Source organism: Roseovarius azorensis, assembly GCF_900109455.1.
Classification (GTDB): domain Bacteria; phylum Pseudomonadota; class Alphaproteobacteria; order Rhodobacterales; family Rhodobacteraceae; genus Roseovarius; species Roseovarius azorensis.
In genome coordinates this window covers 42957-65575 of record NZ_FOAG01000007.1, presented here as the reverse complement: position 1 = coordinate 65575, position 22619 = coordinate 42957, and the positions used below count along the sequence as shown (strand labels likewise).

Annotated in this window: 23 protein-coding genes; 16 read left to right on the top strand and 7 right to left on the bottom strand. The window is 61.2% G+C overall.

All coding sequences use genetic code 11. The annotated features are described in order from the left end of the window. Positions 1-1041: a DUF1403 family protein gene (locus tag BSG08_RS11775; protein ID WP_093037009.1), complete on the bottom strand. Its 1041-nt coding sequence runs from the start codon at positions 1039-1041 to the stop codon at positions 1-3. A gap of 158 nt (positions 1042-1199) precedes the next feature. Here BSG08_RS11775 and BSG08_RS11770 point away from each other — a divergent pair, with 158 nt between their 5' ends. Continuing rightward, positions 1200-2297: a tyrosine-type recombinase/integrase gene (locus tag BSG08_RS11770; RefSeq protein WP_093037006.1), complete on the top strand. Its 1098-nt coding sequence runs from the start codon at positions 1200-1202 to the stop codon at positions 2295-2297. 29 nt (positions 2298-2326) lie between these two features. Here the strand turns inward: BSG08_RS11770 and BSG08_RS11765 are convergent, their stop codons facing one another. Then, positions 2327-2728: a type II toxin-antitoxin system VapC family toxin gene (locus BSG08_RS11765; protein ID WP_093037003.1), complete on the bottom strand. Its 402-nt coding sequence runs from the start codon at positions 2726-2728 to the stop codon at positions 2327-2329. Beyond that, on the bottom strand, positions 2728-2970 hold the full coding sequence (locus BSG08_RS11760; protein ID WP_093036999.1) for a type II toxin-antitoxin system Phd/YefM family antitoxin: 243 nt from the start codon (positions 2968-2970) through the stop codon (positions 2728-2730). Before BSG08_RS11760 ends, BSG08_RS11765 begins: the two co-directional genes overlap by 1 nt. 178 nt (positions 2971-3148) lie before the next feature. Here BSG08_RS11760 and BSG08_RS11755 point away from each other — a divergent pair, with 178 nt between their 5' ends. Next, the gene (locus BSG08_RS11755; RefSeq protein ID WP_093036996.1) at positions 3149-4045 is read left to right on the top strand and encodes a recombinase family protein; all 897 of its coding nucleotides are present in this window, start codon (positions 3149-3151) and stop codon (positions 4043-4045) included. On the opposite strand, the gene BSG08_RS11750 is transcribed toward BSG08_RS11755, so the two are convergent. Together BSG08_RS11750 and BSG08_RS11745 are read right to left on the bottom strand one after the other, a co-directional pair. Then, complete coding sequence (locus BSG08_RS11750; protein ID WP_009815509.1) at positions 4029-4424, bottom strand: PIN domain-containing protein; 396 nt, start codon at positions 4422-4424, stop codon at positions 4029-4031. The genes BSG08_RS11755 and BSG08_RS11750 overlap by 17 nt on opposite strands. Continuing rightward, positions 4414-4641, bottom strand: a complete 228-nt coding sequence (locus tag BSG08_RS11745) for an AbrB/MazE/SpoVT family DNA-binding domain-containing protein (protein ID WP_093036993.1) — start codon at positions 4639-4641, stop codon at positions 4414-4416. The genes BSG08_RS11750 and BSG08_RS11745 overlap by 11 nt, the downstream gene beginning before the upstream one ends. 314 nt (positions 4642-4955) lie before the next feature. Between BSG08_RS11745 and repA the strand changes: the two genes are divergently transcribed. The 3 genes from repA (at position 4956) to repC (ending at position 8569) form a co-directional block, all read left to right on the top strand. Further along, positions 4956-6143 carry a plasmid partitioning protein RepA gene (gene repA / locus BSG08_RS11740; protein WP_093036990.1) on the top strand — a complete coding sequence of 396 codons (1188 nt, stop codon included), beginning with the start codon at positions 4956-4958 and terminating at the stop codon, positions 6141-6143. Next, a complete protein-coding gene (gene repB / locus BSG08_RS11735) occupies positions 6140-7156 on the top strand; it encodes a plasmid partitioning protein RepB (RefSeq protein ID WP_093036987.1) in 1017 nt (338 codons plus the stop codon). The genes repA and repB overlap by 4 nt, the downstream gene beginning before the upstream one ends. Positions 7157-7333: 177 nt before the next feature. Then, complete coding sequence (repC, locus tag BSG08_RS11730; RefSeq protein ID WP_093036984.1) at positions 7334-8569, top strand: plasmid replication protein RepC; 1236 nt, start codon at positions 7334-7336, stop codon at positions 8567-8569. A gap of 237 nt (positions 8570-8806) precedes the next feature. Here repC and BSG08_RS19700 read toward each other — a convergent pair whose 3' ends face one another. Continuing rightward, complete coding sequence (locus BSG08_RS19700; RefSeq protein WP_009815514.1) at positions 8807-9034, bottom strand: hypothetical protein; 228 nt, start codon at positions 9032-9034, stop codon at positions 8807-8809. A gap of 81 nt (positions 9035-9115) precedes the next feature. Beyond that, positions 9116-9652 (bottom strand): Fic family protein, encoded by a 537-nt coding sequence (locus tag BSG08_RS19695; protein WP_245770675.1) that lies wholly within the window; start codon positions 9650-9652, stop codon positions 9116-9118. A 377-nt stretch (positions 9653-10029) separates the two neighbouring features. On the opposite strand from BSG08_RS19695, the gene BSG08_RS11720 reads away from it, so the two are divergent. From BSG08_RS11720 to BSG08_RS11670, 11 genes are all read left to right on the top strand, one after another. Further along, complete coding sequence (locus BSG08_RS11720; protein WP_093036981.1) at positions 10030-10515, top strand: hypothetical protein; 486 nt, start codon at positions 10030-10032, stop codon at positions 10513-10515. Between the two features lie 40 nt (positions 10516-10555). Beyond that, positions 10556-11488 carry an ArdC family protein gene (locus BSG08_RS11715; RefSeq protein WP_093036978.1) on the top strand — a complete coding sequence of 311 codons (933 nt, stop codon included), beginning with the start codon at positions 10556-10558 and terminating at the stop codon, positions 11486-11488. A 69-nt stretch (positions 11489-11557) separates the two neighbouring features. Further along, positions 11558-11947, top strand: a complete 390-nt coding sequence (locus BSG08_RS11710) for a DUF3768 domain-containing protein (protein ID WP_093036975.1) — start codon at positions 11558-11560, stop codon at positions 11945-11947. Positions 11948-12097: 150 nt separating this feature from the next. Beyond that, on the top strand, positions 12098-14080 hold the full coding sequence (locus tag BSG08_RS11705; RefSeq protein WP_093036972.1) for a ParB/RepB/Spo0J family partition protein: 1983 nt from the start codon (positions 12098-12100) through the stop codon (positions 14078-14080). A gap of 76 nt (positions 14081-14156) precedes the next feature. Next, complete coding sequence (locus tag BSG08_RS11700; protein WP_093036970.1) at positions 14157-14750, top strand: regulator; 594 nt, start codon at positions 14157-14159, stop codon at positions 14748-14750. Next, complete coding sequence (locus BSG08_RS11695; RefSeq protein ID WP_093036967.1) at positions 14750-15403, top strand: DUF6927 domain-containing protein; 654 nt, start codon at positions 14750-14752, stop codon at positions 15401-15403. Before BSG08_RS11700 ends, BSG08_RS11695 begins: the two co-directional genes overlap by 1 nt. Before the next feature lie 126 nt (positions 15404-15529). Beyond that, on the top strand, positions 15530-15856 hold the full coding sequence (locus BSG08_RS11690; protein WP_005668772.1) for a type II toxin-antitoxin system PrlF family antitoxin: 327 nt from the start codon (positions 15530-15532) through the stop codon (positions 15854-15856). After that, positions 15853-16371, top strand: a complete 519-nt coding sequence (locus BSG08_RS11685) for a type II toxin-antitoxin system YhaV family toxin (RefSeq protein ID WP_067626522.1) — start codon at positions 15853-15855, stop codon at positions 16369-16371. The genes BSG08_RS11690 and BSG08_RS11685 overlap by 4 nt, the downstream gene beginning before the upstream one ends. A gap of 147 nt (positions 16372-16518) precedes the next feature. After that, entirely contained in the window at positions 16519-16671 is a 153-nt protein-coding gene (locus tag BSG08_RS11680; protein ID WP_093036964.1) for an antitoxin PaaA2 family protein, read from the top strand. 203 nt (positions 16672-16874) lie between these two features. After that, the gene (locus BSG08_RS11675; RefSeq protein ID WP_093036961.1) at positions 16875-17906 is read left to right on the top strand and encodes an IS110 family RNA-guided transposase; all 1032 of its coding nucleotides are present in this window, start codon (positions 16875-16877) and stop codon (positions 17904-17906) included. 434 nt (positions 17907-18340) lie between these two features. Next, positions 18341-22603: a strawberry notch-like NTP hydrolase domain-containing protein gene (locus BSG08_RS11670; protein WP_093036958.1), complete on the top strand. Its 4263-nt coding sequence runs from the start codon at positions 18341-18343 to the stop codon at positions 22601-22603. Positions 22604-22619 lie beyond the last annotated feature (16 nt).

The following is a 22619-nucleotide window of genomic DNA, read 5'->3' as shown; positions in this document are numbered from 1 at the left end:
TCACAGTCCGTAGGTGCGGAAGGTCGGGCGACCGGACAGCTCACGCACGGCACCCAGGACAAGAAGCCGGTCGAACAGGCGGCGTAGCCCCCGGTCACTCATCTTTTTGTCCATTTTTTTGTCCCCGCGCGAGGCCATGAGCGCGTCTTCGTTCAACAACCGGTCGACGATCGCGTCCGCTCCCTTGGCCCTGAGTTTCGGCGCGACGGCCAGCAGTTTTTCGGCACGGCGGCCGAGCTCAGCAAAAAGATCGATGGCGCGCAGCGCCGCCCGCGCCTGTGCCGCCAGCAGTTTTTTGGCACGCTCCGGCTCTGTCTCAGGGCCCGCTGCCGCCATACCGGTCGCCGCCCGACGTGAATGCCCGGCACGCATGCCAAAAAAAGCAGCTTCGGTGCCCAGCAGCGGTATTGCATGCGGCCACGCCAGCCGCTGCGCCAGCAGACCGTCGGCGAGCCAGGCGCCGAAAGCCGGCCCAAAACCATAGCGTTCGGCGGCCACAAAAGCACCGGTCAGCATCCCGACCGTCTCTGCCCCGCCGCCGATCTGACCGAGTTCCCCCACCAGAGCGCTGACCACCTCTTCATCCGGGGCGTAGCCGAGTTCTTCCAACACCGCGCCGATGCTCCGCTCGGTCAGCAGTTTCTCGGCAGGCGTGTCGACCAACCGGCGCCAGGCGAGCAGCAAAAGCCCGGCCGGGCCAACGGACAAAAAATCGCCGGGGCGTGTCAGCAGCACGGCGTCGCGCAATGCCAAAGAATCCTCGACGCGGCCGGCCTGTCGTGCCGTCACCGCGGCCGCGACAAGCGCCAGGCGCTGCCGCCAGACCCCGGCCCACCGTTCCTGCCGGCGGACTACCGCATCGAGGGCGCCGATAGCAGCACCGGCAGCAAGCGCGACCTCCTCAACTTCCTTTCCCGCAACGCTTTGCGCATCCGGGATTGCCCGGCGCAGCCAGGCCGGGACCAGGGCCACCGGAGCGACGGCCACCGCGTCAAGAAGCTTGCCGGGGTGGCGCGAGAGGAGTTTGGGCCGCAGAATCATCGAAAAGCAGGATGAATCACGGCGGCGCTTTTGACAACGATAATATGCCTAAAGCGCCCTGCCTGTCGGCAAACAATAATGAATGATAAGTTTGCATTATCGGACATTAAAATATATGCTGGAAAGCAGTTCAATTTCATTGCTGGATTCACTGGAAAATGGCCTCAGAGGACGAAAAGCCGACTTCATCAAACTCTGATGCAATTCATAATGCTCAGGGCGACGCGAGAAATCAAGAAAAAAGCGATGGGATCGCCCTGCCCTCCCATGTCGCGGGGTCCGGCAGCCTTGATCGCCTGGTCGACACCGCCCGCGACTATGCCCGCGCTGCCGCGTCCGACAACACGCTGACGGCCTACGCGAAGGATTGGGCGCATTTCACGCGCTGGTGCCGGATGAAGGGCACCGAGCCTCTACCGCCGTCTCCCGAGATGATTGGGCTCTACCTGGCCGATCTGGCGTCCGGTTCGGCCCCCTCCCCTGCCCTATCAGTTTCGACAATCGACCGCCGTTTGTCCGGCCTTGCCTGGAATTACGCGCAACGCGGTTTCACCCTCGATCGAATGAACCGTCACATCGCAACTGTGCTGGCCGGGATCAAACGCAGGCACGCGCGCCCGCCGCTGCAGAAGGAGGCGCTCCTGGCCGAGGATATTCTCGCGATGGTCGCCACCCTTCCTTTCGACCTGCGTGGGCTCAGGGATCGGGCGATCTTGCTGATCGGATATGCCGGTGGTCTGCGCCGGTCCGAAATCGTCAGTCTCGACGTCCACAAGGACGACACTCCCGGCAGCGGCGGCTGGATCGAGATCTTCGACAAAGGCACCCTGCTCACCCTGAACGGCAAGACCGGCTGGCGCGAGGTCGAGATCGGGCGCGGCTCGTCAGATCAGACCTGTCCCGTCCATGCGCTGGAACAATGGCTGCATTTCTCGAAGATCGACTTCGGGCCGGTCTTTGTCCGCACCTCGCGCGACGGCAAGCGCGCGTTGGAGGCGCGGCTCAATGACAAGCATGTTGCGCGACTTATCAAGCGCACCGTGCTGGACACGAGCATCCGGTCAGACCTGCCCGAGAAAGAACGGCTGGCGCTGTTTTCGAGGCACAGCTTACGTGCCGGCCTGGCCTCTTCGGCCGAGGTCGACGAGCGCTATGTCCAGAAGCAGCTCGGCCACGCCTCGGCCGAGATGACCCGCCGCTATCAACGTCGCCGTGATCGGTTCCGGGTGAACCTGACCAAAGCGGCGGGGTTGTGACCCCCCTGCCCTACCACAGGGCATTCAGCCTAGAACGGATTCTCCAACGCAGCACCGGTCGGCGCAAAGTCACTGATATTCCCGGTCACGACGATAGCGCCATGACGTAGCGCCGACGCGGCGATCATCAGATCAGCACCGGTATGGCCGATCTCGGCTGAGAGCCGTCCCCAGATGCGTGCATCCTCGGCCTCAAAAGCAAGCAGCCGGTCCGAGAATAGCAAGACCGTCCGATCGAGCCACGTGCGGAGATCGCTGGCAAACATAGGGTCGCGGGTCTCCTGCTGGCGAATGCCGCGCTCAATTTCGCCCAGCGTGATGACACTCAGAAAAAGTTCCTGCTCAGCCTTGCCGCGCAACCAGGCCGCCACTTGGGGAGCTCGATCCGGGCGGCGCACGGCCGAGATGACGTTAGTGTCGAGAATGTACATCAGAAGCTTACATCACGCGGTGCGGCCGAGGCGCGAGTGATATCCCCACCGGGAAATGCCATCAGATGTTCTGCAAAGCTCTCGCGCGCCTTCACCGCACCCTCCAGGAGCCGGTGGTACTCATCTGAAGAAAGGACGACCACCGCTGGCTTGCCTCGGCGCGTCACCTCTTGCGGCGTGCCGGCAAGTGCTGCGTCAACAACCGCGCTGAACTTGTTTTTTGCATCCTGAACAGTCCACATCATTTTTCACCTAGCTAGCTATCTGTCTAGATAAATAGCGTCTCAACTTGCTCATGTCAAGACGCACCCAACCCAAAGGGTAGAGTAGTTAAGGTGGGTTGGGAAAACCAATCGGCCCGCACCCGCAGGCAAATGGTCGTTTATTTGCGATATCTTAAATTGCAAACGGCCCGTTTTCATGCCCCTGATTGGCTATGCCCGCGTTTCCACAGAGGATCAGACCCCCCTGCCCCAGTCTGAGGCCCTACAAGCCGCAGGATGCGTCGAAATCTTCGAAGAGCACGCGTCTGGCGGCAATCGCGCGCGTCCGGTGCTTGCGCGGGTGCTCGAACGCGTCCAGAGCGGCGACACGCTGGTTGTCGTACGGATCGACCGGCTTGCGCGGTCTTTGTCGCACTTGCTGGAGGTGATTGAGCGGCTGGAGGGCAAAGGAGCCTTCTTCCGCTCCCTCCAAGACCCGATCGACACTGCATCGCCGCAAGGCAAGTTTACGTTGCAGGTTTTGGGCGCTGCTGCCGAATTCGAACGCGCCCTAATCCGCGAGCGCACCAAGGCCGGGCTGGCCTCTGCGCGCGCCAAAGGTCGCGTTGGTGGCAATCCTGGGCTAAGCGCCAAGGATCCCGCCGCGCTGCGCAAGGTGCGGCTGGCGCGACAGGACGGCTACATGGAGCGCCTGAACGAGACCGCGCAAGATTGGGTGCCCCATGTGCGCCGCTTGCGCCCCGATATGGCTTGGGAAGACGTCCTGCGGATTATCAATGGCCCCCTGCCCCCAGATCGCCATTGGACCCAAAGCCGCCTGCTCCGCGCCGTGAAAGCATATGTGCGCGACGGCTTTCTGCCCGCTGAAGTGCTTGGACGCGCTGGACGTCGCGAAACCGACGATCGCCTGCCCGCGATTGTCGCGGCAATCAAAGGTGCTGACCCCGAGATCACCTTGCAGGCAATCTGCTACCAACTGGAATCCATGCGTGAGCGCACCCCTCGCGGTCGCACCAGCTGGCAGCCTTCCTCAGTCAGAATGCTGTTGGAACGGGCGGAGCGACTTGGGTTGCTGGTCAGGCAAATGGATTGACGACGCGCAGCCGATCTTCGACTAGCAATCCGTCGTGCATGTCCTCAGTCCATAACGTCGTGCACCCAGCGAGCAGCGCGGCAGACACGATCATCGCGTCATAGACCGATAACTGGTATTTCTCCGCCAACGCGCGACCCACTTGATGGGTTTGAATCGTGAGGTCCTCGACAGGGCATAAGGACTTAATACCCTCAAGAAACGCTCCGGTATCTTCCCAACTGAGACCAGCTTTCCGCCGGCAATTTACCATCGCTTCGTTCAGGACTTGGACGCTGATCCGGGGTCCCTGCCCCAGAATTTCCTCTGCCCTCTCAGCCTTTGGACCATCGTCGAGCAGGTAGAGCACAACATTCGTATCTGCGAATTCAGCGCTCATGCGCGGCGTCGCGGCCTAGACGCGCGTCCTTGGGCAGTTTTCCGCGAAAACGCCTTAGCCCCTGTAGGACTTCATCAGCGCGAGGTTGGCGTCTCACACGAATGGTTCCATCGTCCTTTACCAGGTCGACCTGATCGCCTTCCTTTAAGCCGAGTTCCCGCACCAGATCTGCGGGCAGCCGGACGGCAAGGGAGTTTCCCCATTTGGCAACTTGCATCTTGTCCTCTCAGGCATGGATAAACATCCAAATATGTATATCCAAAACTACCAAAAGGCAAGCTTTGGTGCGTTCAAAAGCCATTTCGGACACCTCCGAAAAGAGTTCTGCCCTGTCCCTTTTCGTGAGATGCGGTGCGTTACACCATGCAGTAGGACACCAAACAGCCTTGTGTTCGGTGAGGACTCGCCCACTAGATGTGGAAAAACCTTGCGCGAATCCGACTCTTGCGCCAATAGTCACGGAAGCGAGGCAAAAAACGTCAATTTCCGTGAACACGCCAAAGACGCGATGTCTCGGAAGCGAGAGGGCAGATGGATAATACCTTTGAGCATGAGGATCTCAATGCGGTGATCCGCCAGCATTCGGAATGGCTGGCGAACCAGTTGCATTCGCAACGTGAGAGCCTGTTTCCACCCGATGCCGAGAAGACCATGCGCAAATTCACCTCTGGTGAGGCTGCGGCGCTGCTCGGCGTCAACGATTCCTATCTTCGCAAACTCAATCTAGATGGCAAAGGGCCTTCTCCCGAACTGACCGCCGGCAACCGTCGTCTTTACTCGGCGCAGGACATCCAGGCGCTGCGTTTGCTCCTTGAAAAAACCGCTCGCAAGCCGGGTGATTACGTTCCCGGACGACGAGAAGGTGATCATCTTCAGGTCATCGGCGTGATGAATTTCAAGGGCGGCTCCGGAAAAACAACAACCTCTGCCCATCTCGCTCAACGGCTTGCCCTGCGCGGATATCGTGTGCTGGGCATTGATCTCGACCCACAAGCTTCCTTCACCGCGCTGCACGGCGTTCAGCCGGAATTGGACCTCGAAGATGGCGGCACTCTCTACGATGCGATCCGCTATGAGGACCCAGAGCCGATCCGGTCGGTCATTCGCAAGACCTATATCCCCAATCTGGACCTGATTCCCGGAAACCTCGAACTGATGGAGTTCGAGCACGATACCCCGCGCGCGCTGGCTCAGGGCAATGCAGGACTTTTCTTCTTCCGCGTGAAAGAGGCGTTGGCCCAGGTCGACGAGGACTACGACGTGGTCGTCATTGATTGCCCACCGCAGCTAGGATTTCTGACCATGTCCGCACTGTCCGCGGCCACGGGCGTTTTGGTGACGATCCACCCGGAAATGCTTGATGTGATGTCCATGTCGCAGTTCCTCCGCATGACAGCCGACCTCATGGACGTGATCGCTGAGAGCGGCGCCGACATGTCTCATGACTGGATGCGCTATGTTTTGACCCGCTACGAGCCGCAGGATGCGCCGCAGAACCGCATCGTGGCTTTCCTGCGAACAATGTACGGCGAAGCCGTGCTGAATTCGCCCATGTTGAAGTCTACAGCCATCTCCGATGCAGGCCTGACCAAGCAGACGCTCTACGAGGTGGAACGCAGCGCGTTCACCCGTTCCACCTATGATCGCGCACTCGAGAGCTTGAACACGCTGAATGACGAGATCGCCGACCTGATCCAGAAGACTTGGGGGCGCCTATGAGCAGCAGCAAGAAGAAACGGATGTCCATGCTCGACAGTCTCGCGTCGGCCGGAGCTCCCTCCCCTGCCCCGCAGTCCAGCGCCGTCACGCCAATGATGAGCTCTAACCGCGCCCTACGGTCCGCGCGCGATGCTGTCGATGGTCATCACGTTTGGGAGCTGGATCCGACGAACATCGTGGATGACCGCATGGAGGATCGCCTCGACCCGGCGGATGTTCTGGACCTGCGCGATGCGATTGAGGCGAACGGTCAAACCGTTCCGATCCTTGTGCGCCGTGCCCCCGATGACCCCGACCGCTACCTGCTGGTCTACGGACGTAGGCGGTTGGAGGCGATACGCCAGTCCGAAAAGGTGACCAAGATCCGCGCTCTCGTCGCCAATCTGGATGATGACAGTGCTTTGCGCGCGCAGATTTCCGAAAATATGGGTCGACGTGATCTGTCCTACATTGAGAAGGCGCTTTTCGCCAAGGATCTCGTGGCATCCGGCTTCGGAACACAATCACAGGTGGCAGAAATCTTGACCGTCACGAAATCTGCGGTCTCCATGGCCATCGCCATCGTAGACATCGTCGGCTCAGATTTAATTCGCGCCATTGGGCCAGCCCACGGCATAGGTCGGCCTCGCTGGGACGCTCTGGGCCGCGCCATCGACGAGAACGGCCTCGATCGCGAGCGCCTCAGTCAGATTGCAGAGGAGGCGCGTGGAAAGGGTGTCGAGTCTACAGTTGTGGATGATTCCGTATCCACTGATGACCCTTCCGTCCAGGCGTTTGAAGCGGTGGCTAAAGCCGTAGCGAAGGCGCTCAAACCTGAGAAGGTCCCCTCCCCTGCCCCGTCCTCCAGTGTCCCGCTGAAGATCGGTGGCAAGCGCGGCGGCACGGTCAAACGCACTGCCAAGGGCCTGTCGATCGAGCTGGCAAGCGGAGACTTCGCCGATTGGGTTGAGACGCAAGTGCATGACATGATTGAAGACCTTCACGATCGCTGGAAGCAGCGGTCGGAAGACTGAGGAAGAGCAGAAATCAAAGAAGGAGGCACGAAAAGGCAAAAGAAAAGGTCCCGCAAAGCGACCACTCCACGAGACCCTAACTTGTTTCTAGCACCTCCAAGGTAGTGTCCGGAGTCATTTTCCGCAAGTCCAAAGTGATTCGCGGGCCGGGAAATTTTTGTCTTCGTGAATGATAAAATGGACTACACGCCCGTAACGCCGTTTCGGCGAACGATAGATGCTGCCATTCTAAAACATCAGGCAGCGGCGCAGGAAGACCTGCCCCCAGCCGGCGCCAACAAGTGGGAGGTCCTGAGGGAGCTAGCTACCGCTCGAGTCGCATTCGGCTTGTCCGATCGGGATTTGACGGTGCTTCAGGCACTGGTCAGCTTTCACCAAGCGACGATTCTCGGAGGCAATGACTGCGAGTTGATTGTACATCCGTCCAACAAGGCGATTTGCGAGCGCCTGAACGGCATGCCCTGCTCGACGATGCGGCGCCACCTTTCCAACCTTGTCCAGACTGGCTTTGTCGTCCGGCGCGATAGCCCCAATGGGAAGCGCTATGCCCGCCGCTACGGCGACGAAAAGGTTGCGTTCGGGTTCGACCTCTCTCCGCTTGTTCGACGCTTCCAGGAGGTCTGTGAGGCCGCCGAGGCCGTCCGGGCCGCTGAGGAGCGTTACAAGCGCCTACGTGCCACTGTGAGCCTCATGCGGCGTGACCTAGCGGGGCTGGCCGAGTACGGGCGCGCACTTCGTCCGGATCAGGGCGTCTGGGACCAATTCTCTGATCTTGCGGCCCTAACGGCCCGAGATCTTCGTAGAAAACTAGAAATGGAAGATCTTAGGCGCATCGAAGACGCTTTGGGGGTGGCTTTGGACCACGCCCGAAACCTTCTAGATGGCCGTGAAGCAGAAGATATGAGCACCAATGACGCTGCTTTTGAGCAGCACCATCAGAATTCAAATAAAGACTCTTATGAACTTGAACCTCGCTTAGAAAAAGCGCGGGGCGGAGGCGCTGTGCGTGAAAACCGAGAAGTCGCCGATAGCCCTCTGTGTTCTGAAGATGAGGCTAACTCAACCTCGACTACTGACGACCAACTGATGCCGAACATACCGCTTGGTTTGGTCCTCGCCTCTTGTCAGGAATTCAAAGCGTATTCCGAGCAGCCTGTGCGCCATTGGCACGATTTGGTCCGGGTGGCTGACATGGTCAGACCCATGATGGGTATTTCGCCTTCCGCCTGGGACGAGGCAAAACGCTATATGGGGCCCGAAGAGGCGTCTGTTGTCGTTGTTGCAATGCTTGAACGCTTTGCAGATATCCGATCACCTGGAGGCTACTTGAGAACCCTATCTTCAAAGGCGGCGATCGGGGAATTCTCCTGTGGTCCGATGATCATGGCCTTGATGCGGCGGGATGCTGCATGATGAGTTCACAGCTGTGAACTCGGCTGACAAGAAGGATAGCTCGGGATGGTTCACAGCTGTGAACTTATTTCCAACACGGAAAGAGGCTGCGCTTGCGGACTTGGCCCGAAACAGGGTGCTGCAGTTACCAGTCACACGGGAAGGTCACCATCACCAAAAAAGGTTTAGAAAGAGCCTCTCTCGATAGTCCAGTGGAAACGCTAACCCCAGCGGCGTCTTCGGAGACGCGGAGGTCAGTTAACCGGCGGCGGTGAGTTTGCGGAGCGAATTGCGTGCCGTTCGCTCGGACGTCTTGAGCATAATCTGCGCGTCTCCTCGTTCCAATGAGCCATGCCGAAGAACCGCCGAGATCAGCTCCGGAGCGCGCTTGTCATCGATGGTATCAGCAACAAGACGTCGATACCTTTGGTCCAATCCACAGAGATCGAACAATCTTGCTGAGAGGGTGATCTGGTCGAGCGTCACCTTTAGGAGCCATTCATTGAACGTCTTCAGTGCCGCCTTTGAAAAATTCCCCGTCCGTCGCGGCCTCCGCGGCGTGAACTGTCAGCCAGATTCGTCAAACGTTTGTACTCGCCCCGATCGGTTAACCTGCGGGCCAGCCCACGTGATAAGGGCCATGGCATGAGACATCAGTCTGCTGACACGACCGTTGCCATCCGGGAAAGGGTGGATGTAGTTCAACCGGTGATGTGCAGACGCGATCGCGATGATCCGTCCGCTCGAAGACCGCGCCGCAATTCGAAACCGTTTGTCAAAGTGATCCATGAACGCCGCAACGCGCGACGATGATGGAGGTAGGTGGCGCCCGACCGCGGCTTCCCGATCGTCATCCTGGCGCATGCGTCCCGGAGCGATGGGCTTCTGTGTGCCGTCGGGATGTTCGATGACCCGAAACTCATCCGGCATCTCGTCGTAGAAGCTCTTATGGACCCAAGTCAGGAATTCCACGGATGTGGGGCGGGGCAGGGTGCCTATGCGATGCATCTCATCGATGGCCCGTTGAACGATGACGTGCGCCCGGGCCTCAAGGGCGAGAGGACGGGTTTCTTCCTCAAGTTCGGCTGCGCTGTCAGGATGCAACCCAAGTCCCAGCCCGGTGGCTTACCTCTGGATGTGGACCGAAAGGTCTGCCAGTTCTGTAGGAATATGCTCCTCGAAGAAGCAGGGTTCGATCCTGGCGGGCGTTTCTAGCCTTTTGCCGATCTTCTGCGCTTTCTAAGTAATTGAAATTTCGACATTTTACTTGATTAAGGGCAGGGTTCTGCCGATATGCGTTGCCGATCTTGAATTGCTGCATGAAATCAATGGCTTTGGCAGATGTGCCGGGCTTTCAGTTTTGTTGTGTGCCCAAAGGGATCGGGGAAAGGGAAAGTGTTCTTCGGGTTTTATGACTGACGGATCAGGGCCTTTAGGGCCGCTCAGCTGGGTCCGGGGCGGATTCCGGTCTGTCTTTCCTGATGAAGGGCATTCCCATGCAAACAGGTGTCTTGCGCGTGCTGCGCGCGACCGCTGTCTCTTGGTGGCGGCACAAGGAACTGCGACGAACTGGCCAGCTAGAATTGGCACGGCGGCTCGAACGCCAGACCGTCCTGCGTGATCTCGGCTATCTCAGGCAGGCGGCGACGCTGCCGAATGCCCATGTGATCTGCGGAGAGGGCGGGACATTCATCCATCTCGGTTGGACCACCGTTTCGACCTTCGCGCCGATCGAGCGCTTTCCCTTGGCCACTCTTGCGGTCGCACGAGGGACCCCGTTCATCGATATCCGAACCGTCACCGATGTTATCACCGTCGCGAACCTGCCGCGGGTGGCGCGGGACGGATCGGTCGACCCTGAACCCTGGGGTCCTGGCAAGTCCGTCTCGCTGACCACCTACATCGACATGGTCGAAGGGCTCGGCGCCAGGATCATCAACGATCCGCGACCCCGTCAGTCAATCTGATCACCATTTCCTCTCACCAAAACTCGAAAGGAGGCCAGCCATGGCCCGATCCCGCACGCCCAAATTCGATGCCTCCGAGGTCATCACAAACGAAATCATCCGCATCATCGAGCGCGGCGTCCTTCCATGGCGCAAGCCCTGGACGGCTGGCGGCAGCTCTCGCCCCCTGCGCGTGGGCGGTGAACCCTACCAAGGAGTGAACAACTTCCTGCTGACGATGCGGACCGTGATGGCGGGCCACAGCTCTCCCTTCTGGATGACGCTGCCGCAGGCCAATGCTTTGGATGCAAAGGTCCGCAAGGGCGAAAAGTCCTCCGTGGTGGTCTATTACGGCCAGAGCCGGAAACAGGACGAGGCGTCTGGAGACGCCGACGAGGCCGATGGGGATGAGGCCCGCGTCTTCCGCTTCCAGAAATCCTACCGCGTGTTCAATGCCTGTCAGATTGAGGGCTTGCCCAAGAGCTTCTATCCGGACCCCGAGCCAGCATTTGAACATCCGCCGTCCGAGCCCATCCCGCATATGCAGGCGTTTTTTGATGCCATCGACATCACGACCGTCTTCACGGGCACGGAAGCCTATTATCTGCCGCCTGTAGACAAGGTGTTCATGCCATCCATTTCCAGGTTCGAGAACCCGCGGAATTTCTACGGGGTCTGGGCCCATGAGCTGGCCCATGCCACCAAGGCGCGCCATCGGCTGAACCGCGACTACGGCCTCTCGCGCTTCGGCAACACGGCCTATGCCCGCGAAGAGATCGTCGCCGAGCTGACCTCGGTGTTCCTTGGCCAGACGCTCGGCTTTACGGCCCATACGCTCGAGATGAACGCGGCATATCTCTACAATTGGTTGCGCGTTCTGCGCTCGGACAAGGGCGCCATCTTCAAGCACGCCGCTGACGCGCAGCGCGCCTGCGACTACCTGATTGCACGATCGGAGGCGGGCAGGGCAGGGGAGGTCGACCAGGCCGCTTGAGGGGATGTGTGTCGGCAAAGGGAAAGCAGGCTTTGAGAAGGGTGTTTCAACTTCACAGAGGAATGCCCCATGACCATCACCGCACAACCCCAGACAGACAGCCCTGATCCGAGTGTGATCGCCGCGCAGAACGACGCGTTTCGCAAGCTCGCGTGCCTCGGAATTCCGCCCGCGCAGCCCATCCAGGGCCGGATGCATGTCACCCGCTCGCTCATGGAGGTCGGTGACGGCTTCATGGCCGAGGCGGTGAAGGCGACCGGGGAGTTTGAGACCTTCGAGCCCGAGAACGATCCCGAGGGATGGCATGATTTCGGGGCGGTCGAGATCCGCGGCGAGACGGTGTTCTGGAAACTGGATTTGTATGAAGCGGATTCCGACTTCCGGTACGGGGCCGAGGCCCCGGACAATCCTGCGACCACCATGCGCGTGCTGACCATCATGATGGCGCACGACTGGTAGGGGAGGGGACACCTCCTTCTGACGTCTCAAACTCAAGGCTCACTGACCCCTCAAAGGGAAAGTGGGCCTTTTTTCGTGGTGATCCCCGGATCCGGGGATTGGTCACGCGCGAGGCGCGGGCCACACCTCACCAACCGAGAAGGATATCCTATGACCGCAAGTTTCAAACCTACCACCGTTGCCATCGGCGATCTGACTGCCCACCCCGCCAATGTGCGCAGCAACTCGCCCGAAACCTATGACTCCGAGAACATCGCACATCTGAAAGCCAGCATCGCGGTGCTGGGCCTCTTGCAGCCGCTCCTCGTCCAGAAGCTCGACGGCAAATACGCTGTCCTCGCTGGTGGCCGACGCCATGCCGCCCTGAAGGAACTGGTCGCGGACAAGAGCGAGAAGGGGTTCACCGCGAAGACCAAGGTGGACTGCCGCCTTGTGCCGGAAGACTGCGATGTCACCACGGCGCTATCGCTTGCCGAGAACATCACGCAAGCGCCGATGAACGCCATCGACGAGTTCGAGGCCTTCGCTCGGATGATGGAAGTCGACGGCCAGACGCCCGAGACCATCGCAAAAACCTTCGGCACTACCGTCGCCGCTGTGAAAGGCCGCTTGCGCTACGGGCTGATCCACCCCGACATCCGCGCCGCGGCCCGGGCCAAGACGATCACACTCGATACGATGAAGGCCTTTGCCGAGCATCCCAGCCAGGAGGTGCAGCGCGACGTCTTCGAGGCACTCACCAAAGAAGACAGCTATCTGCAGGCCTACACCGTCCGTCAGGCGCTCAAGTCCCGCGGCGTGCAGGTCAGCGACGATATCGGGGCCTTCGTGCGTGAGGACTATGAGGCCCGCGGCGGAGCTATCGCAGCCGATCTGCTGGAAGAGCATTCCGTGCTCGAGGATGCGGCGCTGGTCGAGACCATCCTGCTCGAGAAACTCGGCGCCGCTGCCGAAGAGGCCCGTATGAGGCTGGGGTTTGCCTGGGCCGATGCGATGGTGCGCTATGACTACGCGACCATGGCCGACTATGGCCGCGTCTATCCCGGCCCGATCGAGCCTGATGAGGCTGCGCAAAAGCGCATCGATGAGATCACCGCCGAACTCGAGAAACTGCAGCTCGAGATGGAGGATGAGGGGCTCGAGGACGGTGCCTACAACGCGCTTTGCGAGCGCGTGGACGCTCTGGAAGAGGAAGCCCGCGATCTGCAGGAGGCTTACAGCACCGAGGATCTCACCCGTGCAGGCGTGGTCGCGTCCTGGTCGGGCGGGCAGGTGACCCTCCATGTTGGCCTCGTCCGCCCGGAAGACACCGTCAAAGAGGAGGGCGCACGCGGCTCCTCGGCTGGCCCGACCGGGGAAGAAGCCCCGGACGCCGGCGAAATCACCTACCCGGCCTCACTGGCCGAGGACCTCAAGACCGAGCGAGCCATGGCCCTTGGCGCCGCAATGGTGCTGCATCCGGAGGCCACGCTCGATCTGACGCTCTTCAAGCTGGTGAGCGACGTTCTGGCCAGCGGAATGAGTGTCACGCAGGCGATCAAGGTCGAGGCCCGCAAGGAATATCGCAGCCATGCCAAGATGGACGAGATTGACGAGACCTCGCTTGAGCAGGTGGCGGCGGCGCATGATGCGCTTGACCTTTCGTGGCTCGATGACACCCGCGCGCCCGCCGATCAGTTCGCGGCGTTTCGCGCGCTCCAGGCAGGGGAGAAGGCCAAGCTCGTCGCCTTTGCAACCGCCAGCACCACGCAGTCCTGCTTCGCGCGGGACCAGCAGCGCGACAGCCTGATGCATGACTTCGAGATCGAGATCATGCCCGATATCCGCGCCCACTGGACGCCGAACGCGGCGCTCTTCAACCGCTTTAAAAAGGCGTGGCTCCTGCAGATCCTCGGTGAGGATCTGGGTCTCGCCCAGGAGGCGGTGACGCTGGCCTCGTCGAGCAAGAAGGAGATCGTGGCCTTCTGCGACAAGCTCTTCGCTGAACCCTTCGCCACGCTCACGGACGCGCAGCGCGCCGCGGTGGCCGCCTGGTGCCCACCGATGATGCAGACCGCCGGTGTCGCCTTTGCGGAGGCGGAGCCCGCTGCGGAAACCCCGGAGCCTGACAGCGAGGTCGCGCAAGCGGCCTGAGCCATCACGCGACCCGCGCGTAGACCATGCCGCCCGCGCGGGTCGACCCTCCCACACTCAACCGAAAGACGTCCCCATGGCTATTCTCAAGTTTTCTGCCTCCGCTGTTGCGGCGCAAATCGCGCATGCGCGCGCCTGCAAGACCTTCCTGCCCAACTGGAACGGGCCCGTGGACAGGCCCGCCCTGATCCTCATCGTCGGCAATGGTGTGCATCTGCGCTCGAACGGTATCGATGGCACGACCACCCGTATCGTCACCACCGAACAGGCCGATCCCTCGTTCGCCTTCGCCGACGGCATGAACCCGTTTCGGGACAGCGACTGGATGGCGCAGCGCCGCATGGCGTTTCGCGATCTGACCGGCCAGTTCTACACCGACATCCTGGATGACGTGCAGGTGCTCATCGACCGGGGGCGAGGGGCCATCCGGCTCGCCACCGATGGCCACAGCATCCGCGTCCTCAAACGCCGGGCCTCGGATTATCTCATCGGCGGGACCTACGAAGTGCCCTCGGGCCTCGGCGGCACCTTCCGGGTCATCCTCAAGGATGCCTGCGACACCTTCGCGATCGTGCAGAACTGCGGCAATTGCGAGGATTTCGACGCCATGCAGCCCTACCGCGTGCCGCTCGATGCGCTGATGGAAATCGATGACCGGAGGGCGGCGTGATGGGTTGGCTCTTCTACACCGACGGCCGCGTCCAGACCTACGCGGATGAGAAAGCGGAGATTGCTCGGCTGTGCACCTTCGAGGGCGAAAGGCGCAAGACGGAACTGGTCAAAGCCTGCAAGGTGGGTTCGACTTGGTACGCGGCGGCAAAGGTCACAAATATCGACGGCACCCCTGTCGAAGACACGACCTATGTCACCGATGCGGATGGCTCCATCACGTTCGGGGCTGTCTTCCTCACCCGACACGATGACGGCTGCTGGGGCTACAAAGACATGGAGGAAAGCGCGGGACCGGTCGAATCCCGCGCGCCACTGAGCCTATTGGCCCTGCTGTCCGAGCTGAAAGACCCAGACAGCTATGCTCATGCCTGGCGCCAGCGCTGCCAGGACTGGGCTGCGATCCCGGACTACGAGGAAGGCGACAAGATCAAGCTCGCAGCACCTGTGACGCTCACCGATGGCAGTACCTGCCAGATTGTCACCGCGACCCACTACAGGCGCGGGCGGCAAAAGCGCCGCTGCTACCGCATCGAGGAAACCGGCGGGCTCGTGCGCCTGTCGAAAGCCTCGCTCGCGGGCTCGGAGCTGCTCAGCTCCGCGAAAGGTGCTGCCAGCCCGGTGCTGGCAGAGTATCTCGCGGGGCGAGAATAGGTGCTGCGCCGGACGGTTCATCGGCCTGCCCGGCGACAGCAGATCCTGCGGCTTATCTTGACATGGCAATGCAAATGCATTACCTATCGCAAGCAGCAAAGACCCCCATTCTTTCAGGAGACTGCCATGACAGCGCTCGCACAAGATGTCTCGAAACTCACGGATCGGTATCAGACGACCGTGCCGGCGGGTGTGCGCAAACAGCTCAAGCTGGGCAAGGGCGACCAGATTCGTTACTGCACCGAGCCGAGTGGCAGGGTCTATATCGAGCCCGTGCGCAGCGACGAGGAAGATCCCGTGCTCGGAGCCTTTCTCGATTTTGTCGAGGCCGATATCAAGGCGCATCCGGATCGCATTCGGGCGTTCGATGGGGCTTTGCATGACCGTCTTGCAGCACTGGTCGGAGACGTTGACGTCGATCTCGATGCGCCGCTATCGCTCGAGGATGAATGAGCGGCGATAGCGTGCCCGCAGGGGCGCCCCTTGTCGTAAACGGATGGTCGATTTATGCGCATCCGCTCTTTCTGGATCAGCTCGAAGGGCTGATTGAAGAGGTCGAGGCGCGTAAGGCACGCGATCCTAAGACCTGGCGCAAGAAAAACCCGACGAAACGGCTGGCCGCCATCTTCAAGCTGGTCACCGAGGCCATACCGGCAGATCCGGGTGCCGCCGCCTTCCGGCAAGGCGGCACACTCGGCGATCACCGCAAGCACTGGTTCAGGGCGAAATTCTTCCAGCAGTATCGGTTGTTCTACCGCTTCAACAGCGATGCGAAGGTCATTGTGGTGGCCTGGGTGAACGACGATAAGACCCTGCGCGCCTACGGCAGCAAGACGGATGCCTATGCGACGTTCAAAGGGATGCTGGAGGATGGAAATCCACCTGACAATTTCGACGCGCTCTTGAAAGAAGCTGCGGCGGCGGACAAGCGGTTCGAGACGTCTCTTGAAGCGGCGCCCGATCGGTAAGTGGCCCGGTTAGCTGTGAACCTTACGGCCTTCCCGTTTACGGCACCACTGTGGGTGATGTAGCATCGACCCATAGCATAGTCGGAGAAAGCGCATTGGACCCAACGGGTAAGGAACAGCTGCACCTCGGTCTCGAGGAGCATTTCCGTGGCCGCTGAAGCAAATGCGTATGACGCGTGGTTTCGCGCGCAGGTACAGGCCGCGCTGGAGGATGCACGCACGGGAACATCTCAGGTTCAGGTGATGCAGGCCGCACAGGCATTGATTGATGCGAAGCGGCAGGTCGAACCCAAGTCCTGACCAAGCCTTGGAGGTCAGCGCGGTCTGACCCCCGTCACCCTGAAAAGCGAAAGATGCCGTAATGGGGCTTTCGGCGAATCGAGCACGTTTCGCTTGTTTGTCAGCATGATCTGAAGTGCCGTTGCCCTTGATGCGCCTGCAGCGCGTCTACGAGGTCGTATGTTTCCATGCGCCTCAATTCCTAAGAATAGAAGGGCAACGACATGAATGTATTTATCGGATTGGATGTATCTCTGGCAAGCACGGCGATTTGTGTGCTGGGGCCGCAAGGGAAGGTTGTTGAGGAGTTGGAGGCAGCCAGCGAGCCTGAGGCGCTGGTGCGTGCGATGACGTCATTACCTTACGCGGTCGACGCGATTGGGCTCGAAGCCGGACCACTGTCCCAATGGCTGAGCAAGGGCATCGAAGAGGCTGGTTTTGATGTGGTTTTGATGGAAACGCGGTTGGTGAAGGCCGCCTTGAAAGCCATGCCGATCAAAACTGACCGGCGCGATGCTCAGGGGATTGCGCGGTTGCTTCAAATGGGATGGTACAGGCCCGTACACCGCAAATCCGTGTCCTCTCAGGAAATCCGCGCGTTGCTGACGGCGCGCAAGTCCGTTCAGCAGGGCATCATCAACCTTGAGCTTTCCATGCGGGGTGTTTTGCGGAACTTTGGCCTGAAGCTGGGGCATGTCACCCGGATCAGGTACGAGGCCCGGGTGAGGGAACTGGTTGAGCAGAATGAAATCCTGTCGGCGTCGACAGAGGCCCTCTTGCGCGCGCGTGCGACGTTGCGCGCCGAGTTGGCTGAATTGGATGCGACAATCGCGGATCTGGCAAAACAAGACGACGTTTGCCGTCTGATGATGACGATGCCGGGCGTCGGTCGGATCGTCGCCCTGACGGTCAAATCCGCGATCGACGATCCGACCCGCTTTGCGCGATCGAAGGATGTTGGTCCGTGGGTGGGGCTGACGCCGAGGCGCACTCAATCCGGAGAGATGGACATTGTCGGGCAAATTACTCGAGCCGGCGACCGGGCCCTTCGAACGGCCTTGTATCAAGCGGCGATGATCTTGATGCACCGTGGGTCACCAAACTGGCTCCAGGCCTGGGCGCTCAGAGTGGCCCATCGGCGTGGATCGAAACGGGCCTTGATTGCACTTGCGCGGCGCATTGGCGTTGTTTTGCACCGCATGTGGCGAGACGGCACACCATTCCGCCATGCGCAGAGCCACCCGGCAACGGTCTGAGTAAAACAATTCCAGAACTTGATCGGACGGAGGAACGCACTGCACCTGACGACAGGTACGACGAGGTCCCTTGCCGGGACGTGGTTCCTGGAGATGCCGGAAGCCCGCAAGTTATCGGCTAACGCTGAATACGCGTAAAAGATAGGTACCCAGGGACCAGATTTGGACCAGGCATAGAGTGGCAGCCATGAGGCTGACTACGGACGGAAGAGCGAAGCCCGGACAGGGGGGTGTCCTTCAGTCCTGACGTGCGGGTGCAGTGAAAAAGAAAAAGAAAAAGTAAGCTTCTGAAATTGTGCCTTCAAACTCGGTGAAGAATGAGATCTTCGCCGAGATTTTTGACTTGCCCGAAACCCTTGACAGAGGCTCGCCCCATTACGGAAGCGGGCTTTTTGTCCTTTGGAACTCAGACCCTGATCCAAAGGAAAATCCGCATGACCAAGCCCAAACCGGCAAACTCGGCTCTCTCAATCTCAACCGCTGACCTAGTCTCTGCCCTCAAGCAGATCGGCACGGAGGTCGACAACCAACCCCTGCGCAGCTCAGCGCTCGCGCGCATCATGCGCGAGACGTTCCATGGCAGCGATGCCGGGGGCGCCTGGGACTGGCGCATGGCCTATGACCTGATGCAGGCCGCGGCCATCCAGATGCTGCTACGTGGGGACGGCGCGGCAGGCGACATCGCCGCTGCAAAGTTGCTCGCCTCGCGGCTCTTGACGGAAACCCGCCGGTCAGAGCAGCAGATTCGGCTGCAGCAGTTTTCCACGCCGCTGGCATTCGCGGCAATGGTCGTGCGGGCGGCTGCCATTCGCAAGGGCGAGACCGTGCTGGAGCCGTCGGCTGGCACCGGTGCCCTGGCTGCGTTCGCGGCACGGGCTGGTGCCACACTTCTGCTCAACGAGATCGACCCCTTTCGCCAGCGCCTCCTGCGCGCCCTCTTCGGCAGCGAGGTGTCGGGCCATGATGGGGAACATATCGACGATCTGCTGCAGACGCCTGTTCTACCCGACGTCGTGGTAATGAATCCGCCTTTCGCCTCCTCGGTGGATCGATCCCGGGACAAGCACATCGCCGCCAAACATCTCATCGCGACGGCAAAGCGCCTGGCACCCGGCGGGCGGCTGGTGGCGATCATGCCGCCGGGATTCACGCCCGAACGCGATGCCGCGCATTGGTCCCGCGCCTGCGGTTTGCTCACGCCGCGCTTGGCGTTGGCGATGCCAGGGCAGGTCTACCGCAAGCTCGGCACCTCTGTGGAAACCCAGCTGATGGTCTTCGACAAGGTGCAGGAAGACGGCGAGATGATCCGCGCCAGTGTCCGGGACTTAGATGAAGCCCTTCCTTTTGTCGACGCCGTGGCCGTAACCCGGCCCGTGATGCGCCCCGTACAACAGGCAGCGGCGATCCCTCACGGGCGGCCGACCGTTCCATCCTCTCCTCCGCGCAAGACCGCCGCCGCGCCTGTCGCCGCCTCCAAACCCCGGGCCAATGCCGTTGTCCCGCTAGTGTTCACGAGCCTTGATATCCCGCGCGACAACACGCCCATCTCGGACATCTATGCGCGCTACCGTCCGCAACGGATCGAGATTGCGGGTGCGCAGGAACATCCCACGCCGCTCGTTGAAAGCATCGCCATGGCCTCGGTTGCCCCGCCCATGCCCTCAAATACGGGCCGTGATGACCTGCGCCTGCCCGCACGGTTGGTCGAGGAGGGAGATCTCTCCGAGGCGCAGCTCGAGACCATCATCATGGCCCATGATGCCCATGGGCGCGACCTGCCGGGACGGTTTACCATCGATGACGACCAGACCAAGCTGACGCGCGCAGATGATGACCCGGAAGCACGGAGCTATCGCCTCGGCTATTTCCTTGGGGACGGCACGGGGTGCGGCAAGGGCCGCGAATGCGCGGGGCTCATCCTCGTGAACTGGCTGGCCGGGCGCAGGAAGGCAATCTGGGTTTCCAAATCTGCCACGCTCATCGAGGACGCGATCCGTGACTGGACCGATCTCGGTGGCTCGCCTGCCGACATTCAGCCGCTTTCCAAATGGAAACCGGACCAACCCATCCCGATGGGCGACGGGATCCTCTTTGTCACCTACGCCACGCTGCGCTCGGCGGGCAAATGCGGCACCACGCGACTGAGCCAGATCCTCGAGTGGATGGGCGAAGACTTCGATGGCGTGCTGGCTTTTGATGAGGCCCATGCCATGCAGAATGCCGCCGGGTCCGAGCAGGGCAGGGGGATCAAACCCTCCCAGCAGGGCCTTGCTGGCCTGCGGCTGCAACTGGCAGCACCCCGCGCTCGCGTCTTCTACATCTCGGCCACGGGTGCCACGAGCGTGCACAACCTGGCCTATGCCGCGCGTCTCGGTCTCTGGGGGCAGGGCCCCGAATACCCCTTCCCGAGCCGCGAGAGTTTCGTGTCGGCGATGGAAGCCGGCGGCGTGGCGGCCATGGAGGTGGTCGCACGCGATCTCAAGACATTAGGGCTCTACACGGCCCGCGCCCTCAGCTTCGATGGCGTGGAGTATGACGTGCTTGAGCACGCGCTCACCCCGGCCCAGATCGAGATCTACGACGCCTATGCGGGCGCGTTTCGGACGATCCACCACAATCTCGAGGCGGCGCTGACGGCGACTGGCTTCAATGACGCCTCTGGCGAGACCAATGCGTCGGTCGCACGCGCCTCGGCCAAGTCCCGCTTCGAGAGCACAAAGCAGCGCTTCTTCAACCATCTCCTGATGGGCATGAAGGCGCCGACCATCATCCGCGCGATTGAGGACGATCTGGCGGCGGGCAAGGCTTGCGTCATCCAGGTGGTCTCGACTGGCGAGAGCCTGCTGAAACGTCGGCTTGAGACGATGGACGCGGAGGACGAGCTGGTCGAGGGCGCGCTAACGCCGCGCGACTACGTCCTGGGCTATCTCGAACAAGCCTTCCCGATTCACGCGCAAAAGCTGGTCGAGATCGACGGCAATATGGTGGCGGAACCTTTGTGGGACGAGACCGGCGCGCTGGTCGTCTCGCGCGAGGCGCTCGCCCTGCGCGATGCGGCCATGATGGAGTTGATGACGCTGGCCCCGATCCCCTCGGCGCTCGATCAGATCCTCTGGGCTTTTGGCGACGAGGCCGTCGCCGAAGTGACCGGAAGGTCGATCCGACCGCTCAAGGCCGAGGATGGTCATCTCTTCATCGAAAAGCGCGCCGCCAGCAGCAATTCCTCCGAGACCCAAGCCTTCATGGACGGCGAAAAGGATATCCTGATCTTCTCCGATGCAGGCGGCACGGGCCGATCCTATCACGCGGCGCAAACGGCGAAGAACCAGAAACGGCGCCGGCACTACCTGTTGGAGCCCGGCTGGCGCGCAGATGCGGCCATCCAGGGGCTCGGCCGCACGCATCGCTCTGCCCAGGTCAGCGCGCCCTTCTTCCGGGTCTGCACCTCCGATGTGCATGGCGAGAAACGCTTCACCTCAACTATAGCCAAACGCCTCGACCAGCTGGGGGCCTTGACGAAGGGCCAGCGCGAGACCGGCTCGCAAGGCATGTTCCGCGAGGAGGATAATCTCGAAAGCCCGATCGCGCGGGCGGCACTGCGCGGGTATTTTGCCGATCTTGCCGCCGGGCGGGCCGAGGCGATGAGCTACGAGAGCTTCACCGACTGGACAGCCCTGCGGCTGATCGACAAGGACGGGGTGCTTCTTGAGGAGCTTCCGCCGATCCAGCGGTTTCTGAACCGGGTGCTGGCGCTGCCCATTCACTTGCAGAACGCGCTTTTTGCCGAGTTCATGGCGAGAATATCTGATCAGATCGAACGGGCGCGCGCGGCGGGCACGCTCGATCTCGGCGTGGAAACCCTACGCGGCGAAAAGATCGAACAGGTCTCCACCGAGGATCTCTGGACCTGCCCGAAATCCGGCGCCGTGACGCGGATCATCGGGCTTGAGGTGACCGACCCTGTCCATGTGCTGTCAGCAGATGACGCCCTCTCGCGCAATCCGGATAAGACCACGATGGTCAACCGTGCTTTGGGGCGCGCGGCGCTCATCTCGGCGCGCCCCATGCAGATGTATGACGAGGACATTGTCACGCTGATGCGCAAGGTGGTGCGGCCAAACGGGTCGAGCTATCTGGAGGAGACGCGGTTCGCGTCCTCGGCCTGGGAAGAGATTGGCAAGCCTGAGTTCGCAAGGCTTTGGGATGCCGAGGCTGCGTCCCTGCCCAAGACCACCACGACCAAGCTCTACCTGCTGACCGGGCTGTTGCTGCCGATCTGGAAGGACATTCCGACCACCAATGAGCGCATCTACCGCGTCACGCCGGACGGGGCGACGCCGATGATCGGGCGCACGCTGAGCGAGGAAGGAGCGGTCGCGCTGCGCGCCCGCTTCCTCGTCTCCAACCCGCAAACGCCGCAGGAGATGCTGACCGCCGCCCTCGGGACCACCGCACCTGTCGATCTGGGTCGGGGTCTGTCCCTGACCCGTCGCCGTGTCGCAGGCGAGATGCGCCTTGAGTTGGGCGGTGCGGACAAGGGCATGATCGACGGCCTCAAGGCCATGGGGTGCTTCACCGAGATCATCGCCTTCCAGCTGCGGGTGTTCCTGCCGCATGGGGACGGGATCGACACGGGAAGCATTCTGGCCCGGATCGTGGGGCAGCAGCCAGACGCCGCTTCAGTGGCAGCAGAATAGGCAATGGGGGGGGAAG

Excerpts from the sequence above, each read along its gene's own strand:
- BSG08_RS11775 (WP_093037009.1), bottom strand. The coding sequence starts at position 1,041 with ATGATTCTGCGGCCCAAACTCCTCTCGCGCCACCCCGGCAAGCTTCTT.
- BSG08_RS11770 (WP_093037006.1), top strand. The coding sequence starts at position 1,200 with ATGGCCTCAGAGGACGAAAAGCCGACTTCATCAAACTCTGATGCAATT.
- BSG08_RS11765 (WP_093037003.1), bottom strand. The coding sequence starts at position 2,728 with ATGTACATTCTCGACACTAACGTCATCTCGGCCGTGCGCCGCCCGGAT.
- BSG08_RS11760 (WP_093036999.1), bottom strand. The coding sequence starts at position 2,970 with ATGTGGACTGTTCAGGATGCAAAAAACAAGTTCAGCGCGGTTGTTGAC.
- BSG08_RS11755 (WP_093036996.1), top strand. The coding sequence starts at position 3,149 with ATGCCCCTGATTGGCTATGCCCGCGTTTCCACAGAGGATCAGACCCCC.
- BSG08_RS11750 (WP_009815509.1), bottom strand. The coding sequence starts at position 4,424 with ATGAGCGCTGAATTCGCAGATACGAATGTTGTGCTCTACCTGCTCGAC.
- BSG08_RS11745 (WP_093036993.1), bottom strand. The coding sequence starts at position 4,641 with ATGCAAGTTGCCAAATGGGGAAACTCCCTTGCCGTCCGGCTGCCCGCA.
- repA (WP_093036990.1), top strand. The coding sequence starts at position 4,956 with ATGGATAATACCTTTGAGCATGAGGATCTCAATGCGGTGATCCGCCAG.
- repB (WP_093036987.1), top strand. The coding sequence starts at position 6,140 with ATGAGCAGCAGCAAGAAGAAACGGATGTCCATGCTCGACAGTCTCGCG.
- repC (WP_093036984.1), top strand. The coding sequence starts at position 7,334 with ATGGACTACACGCCCGTAACGCCGTTTCGGCGAACGATAGATGCTGCC.
- BSG08_RS11720 (WP_093036981.1), top strand. The coding sequence starts at position 10,030 with ATGAAGGGCATTCCCATGCAAACAGGTGTCTTGCGCGTGCTGCGCGCG.
- BSG08_RS11715 (WP_093036978.1), top strand. The coding sequence starts at position 10,556 with ATGGCCCGATCCCGCACGCCCAAATTCGATGCCTCCGAGGTCATCACA.
- BSG08_RS11710 (WP_093036975.1), top strand. The coding sequence starts at position 11,558 with ATGACCATCACCGCACAACCCCAGACAGACAGCCCTGATCCGAGTGTG.
- BSG08_RS11705 (WP_093036972.1), top strand. The coding sequence starts at position 12,098 with ATGACCGCAAGTTTCAAACCTACCACCGTTGCCATCGGCGATCTGACT.
- BSG08_RS11700 (WP_093036970.1), top strand. The coding sequence starts at position 14,157 with ATGGCTATTCTCAAGTTTTCTGCCTCCGCTGTTGCGGCGCAAATCGCG.
- BSG08_RS11695 (WP_093036967.1), top strand. The coding sequence starts at position 14,750 with ATGGGTTGGCTCTTCTACACCGACGGCCGCGTCCAGACCTACGCGGAT.
- BSG08_RS11690 (WP_005668772.1), top strand. The coding sequence starts at position 15,530 with ATGACAGCGCTCGCACAAGATGTCTCGAAACTCACGGATCGGTATCAG.
- BSG08_RS11685 (WP_067626522.1), top strand. The coding sequence starts at position 15,853 with ATGAGCGGCGATAGCGTGCCCGCAGGGGCGCCCCTTGTCGTAAACGGA.
- BSG08_RS11675 (WP_093036961.1), top strand. The coding sequence starts at position 16,875 with ATGAATGTATTTATCGGATTGGATGTATCTCTGGCAAGCACGGCGATT.
- BSG08_RS11670 (WP_093036958.1), top strand. The coding sequence starts at position 18,341 with ATGACCAAGCCCAAACCGGCAAACTCGGCTCTCTCAATCTCAACCGCT.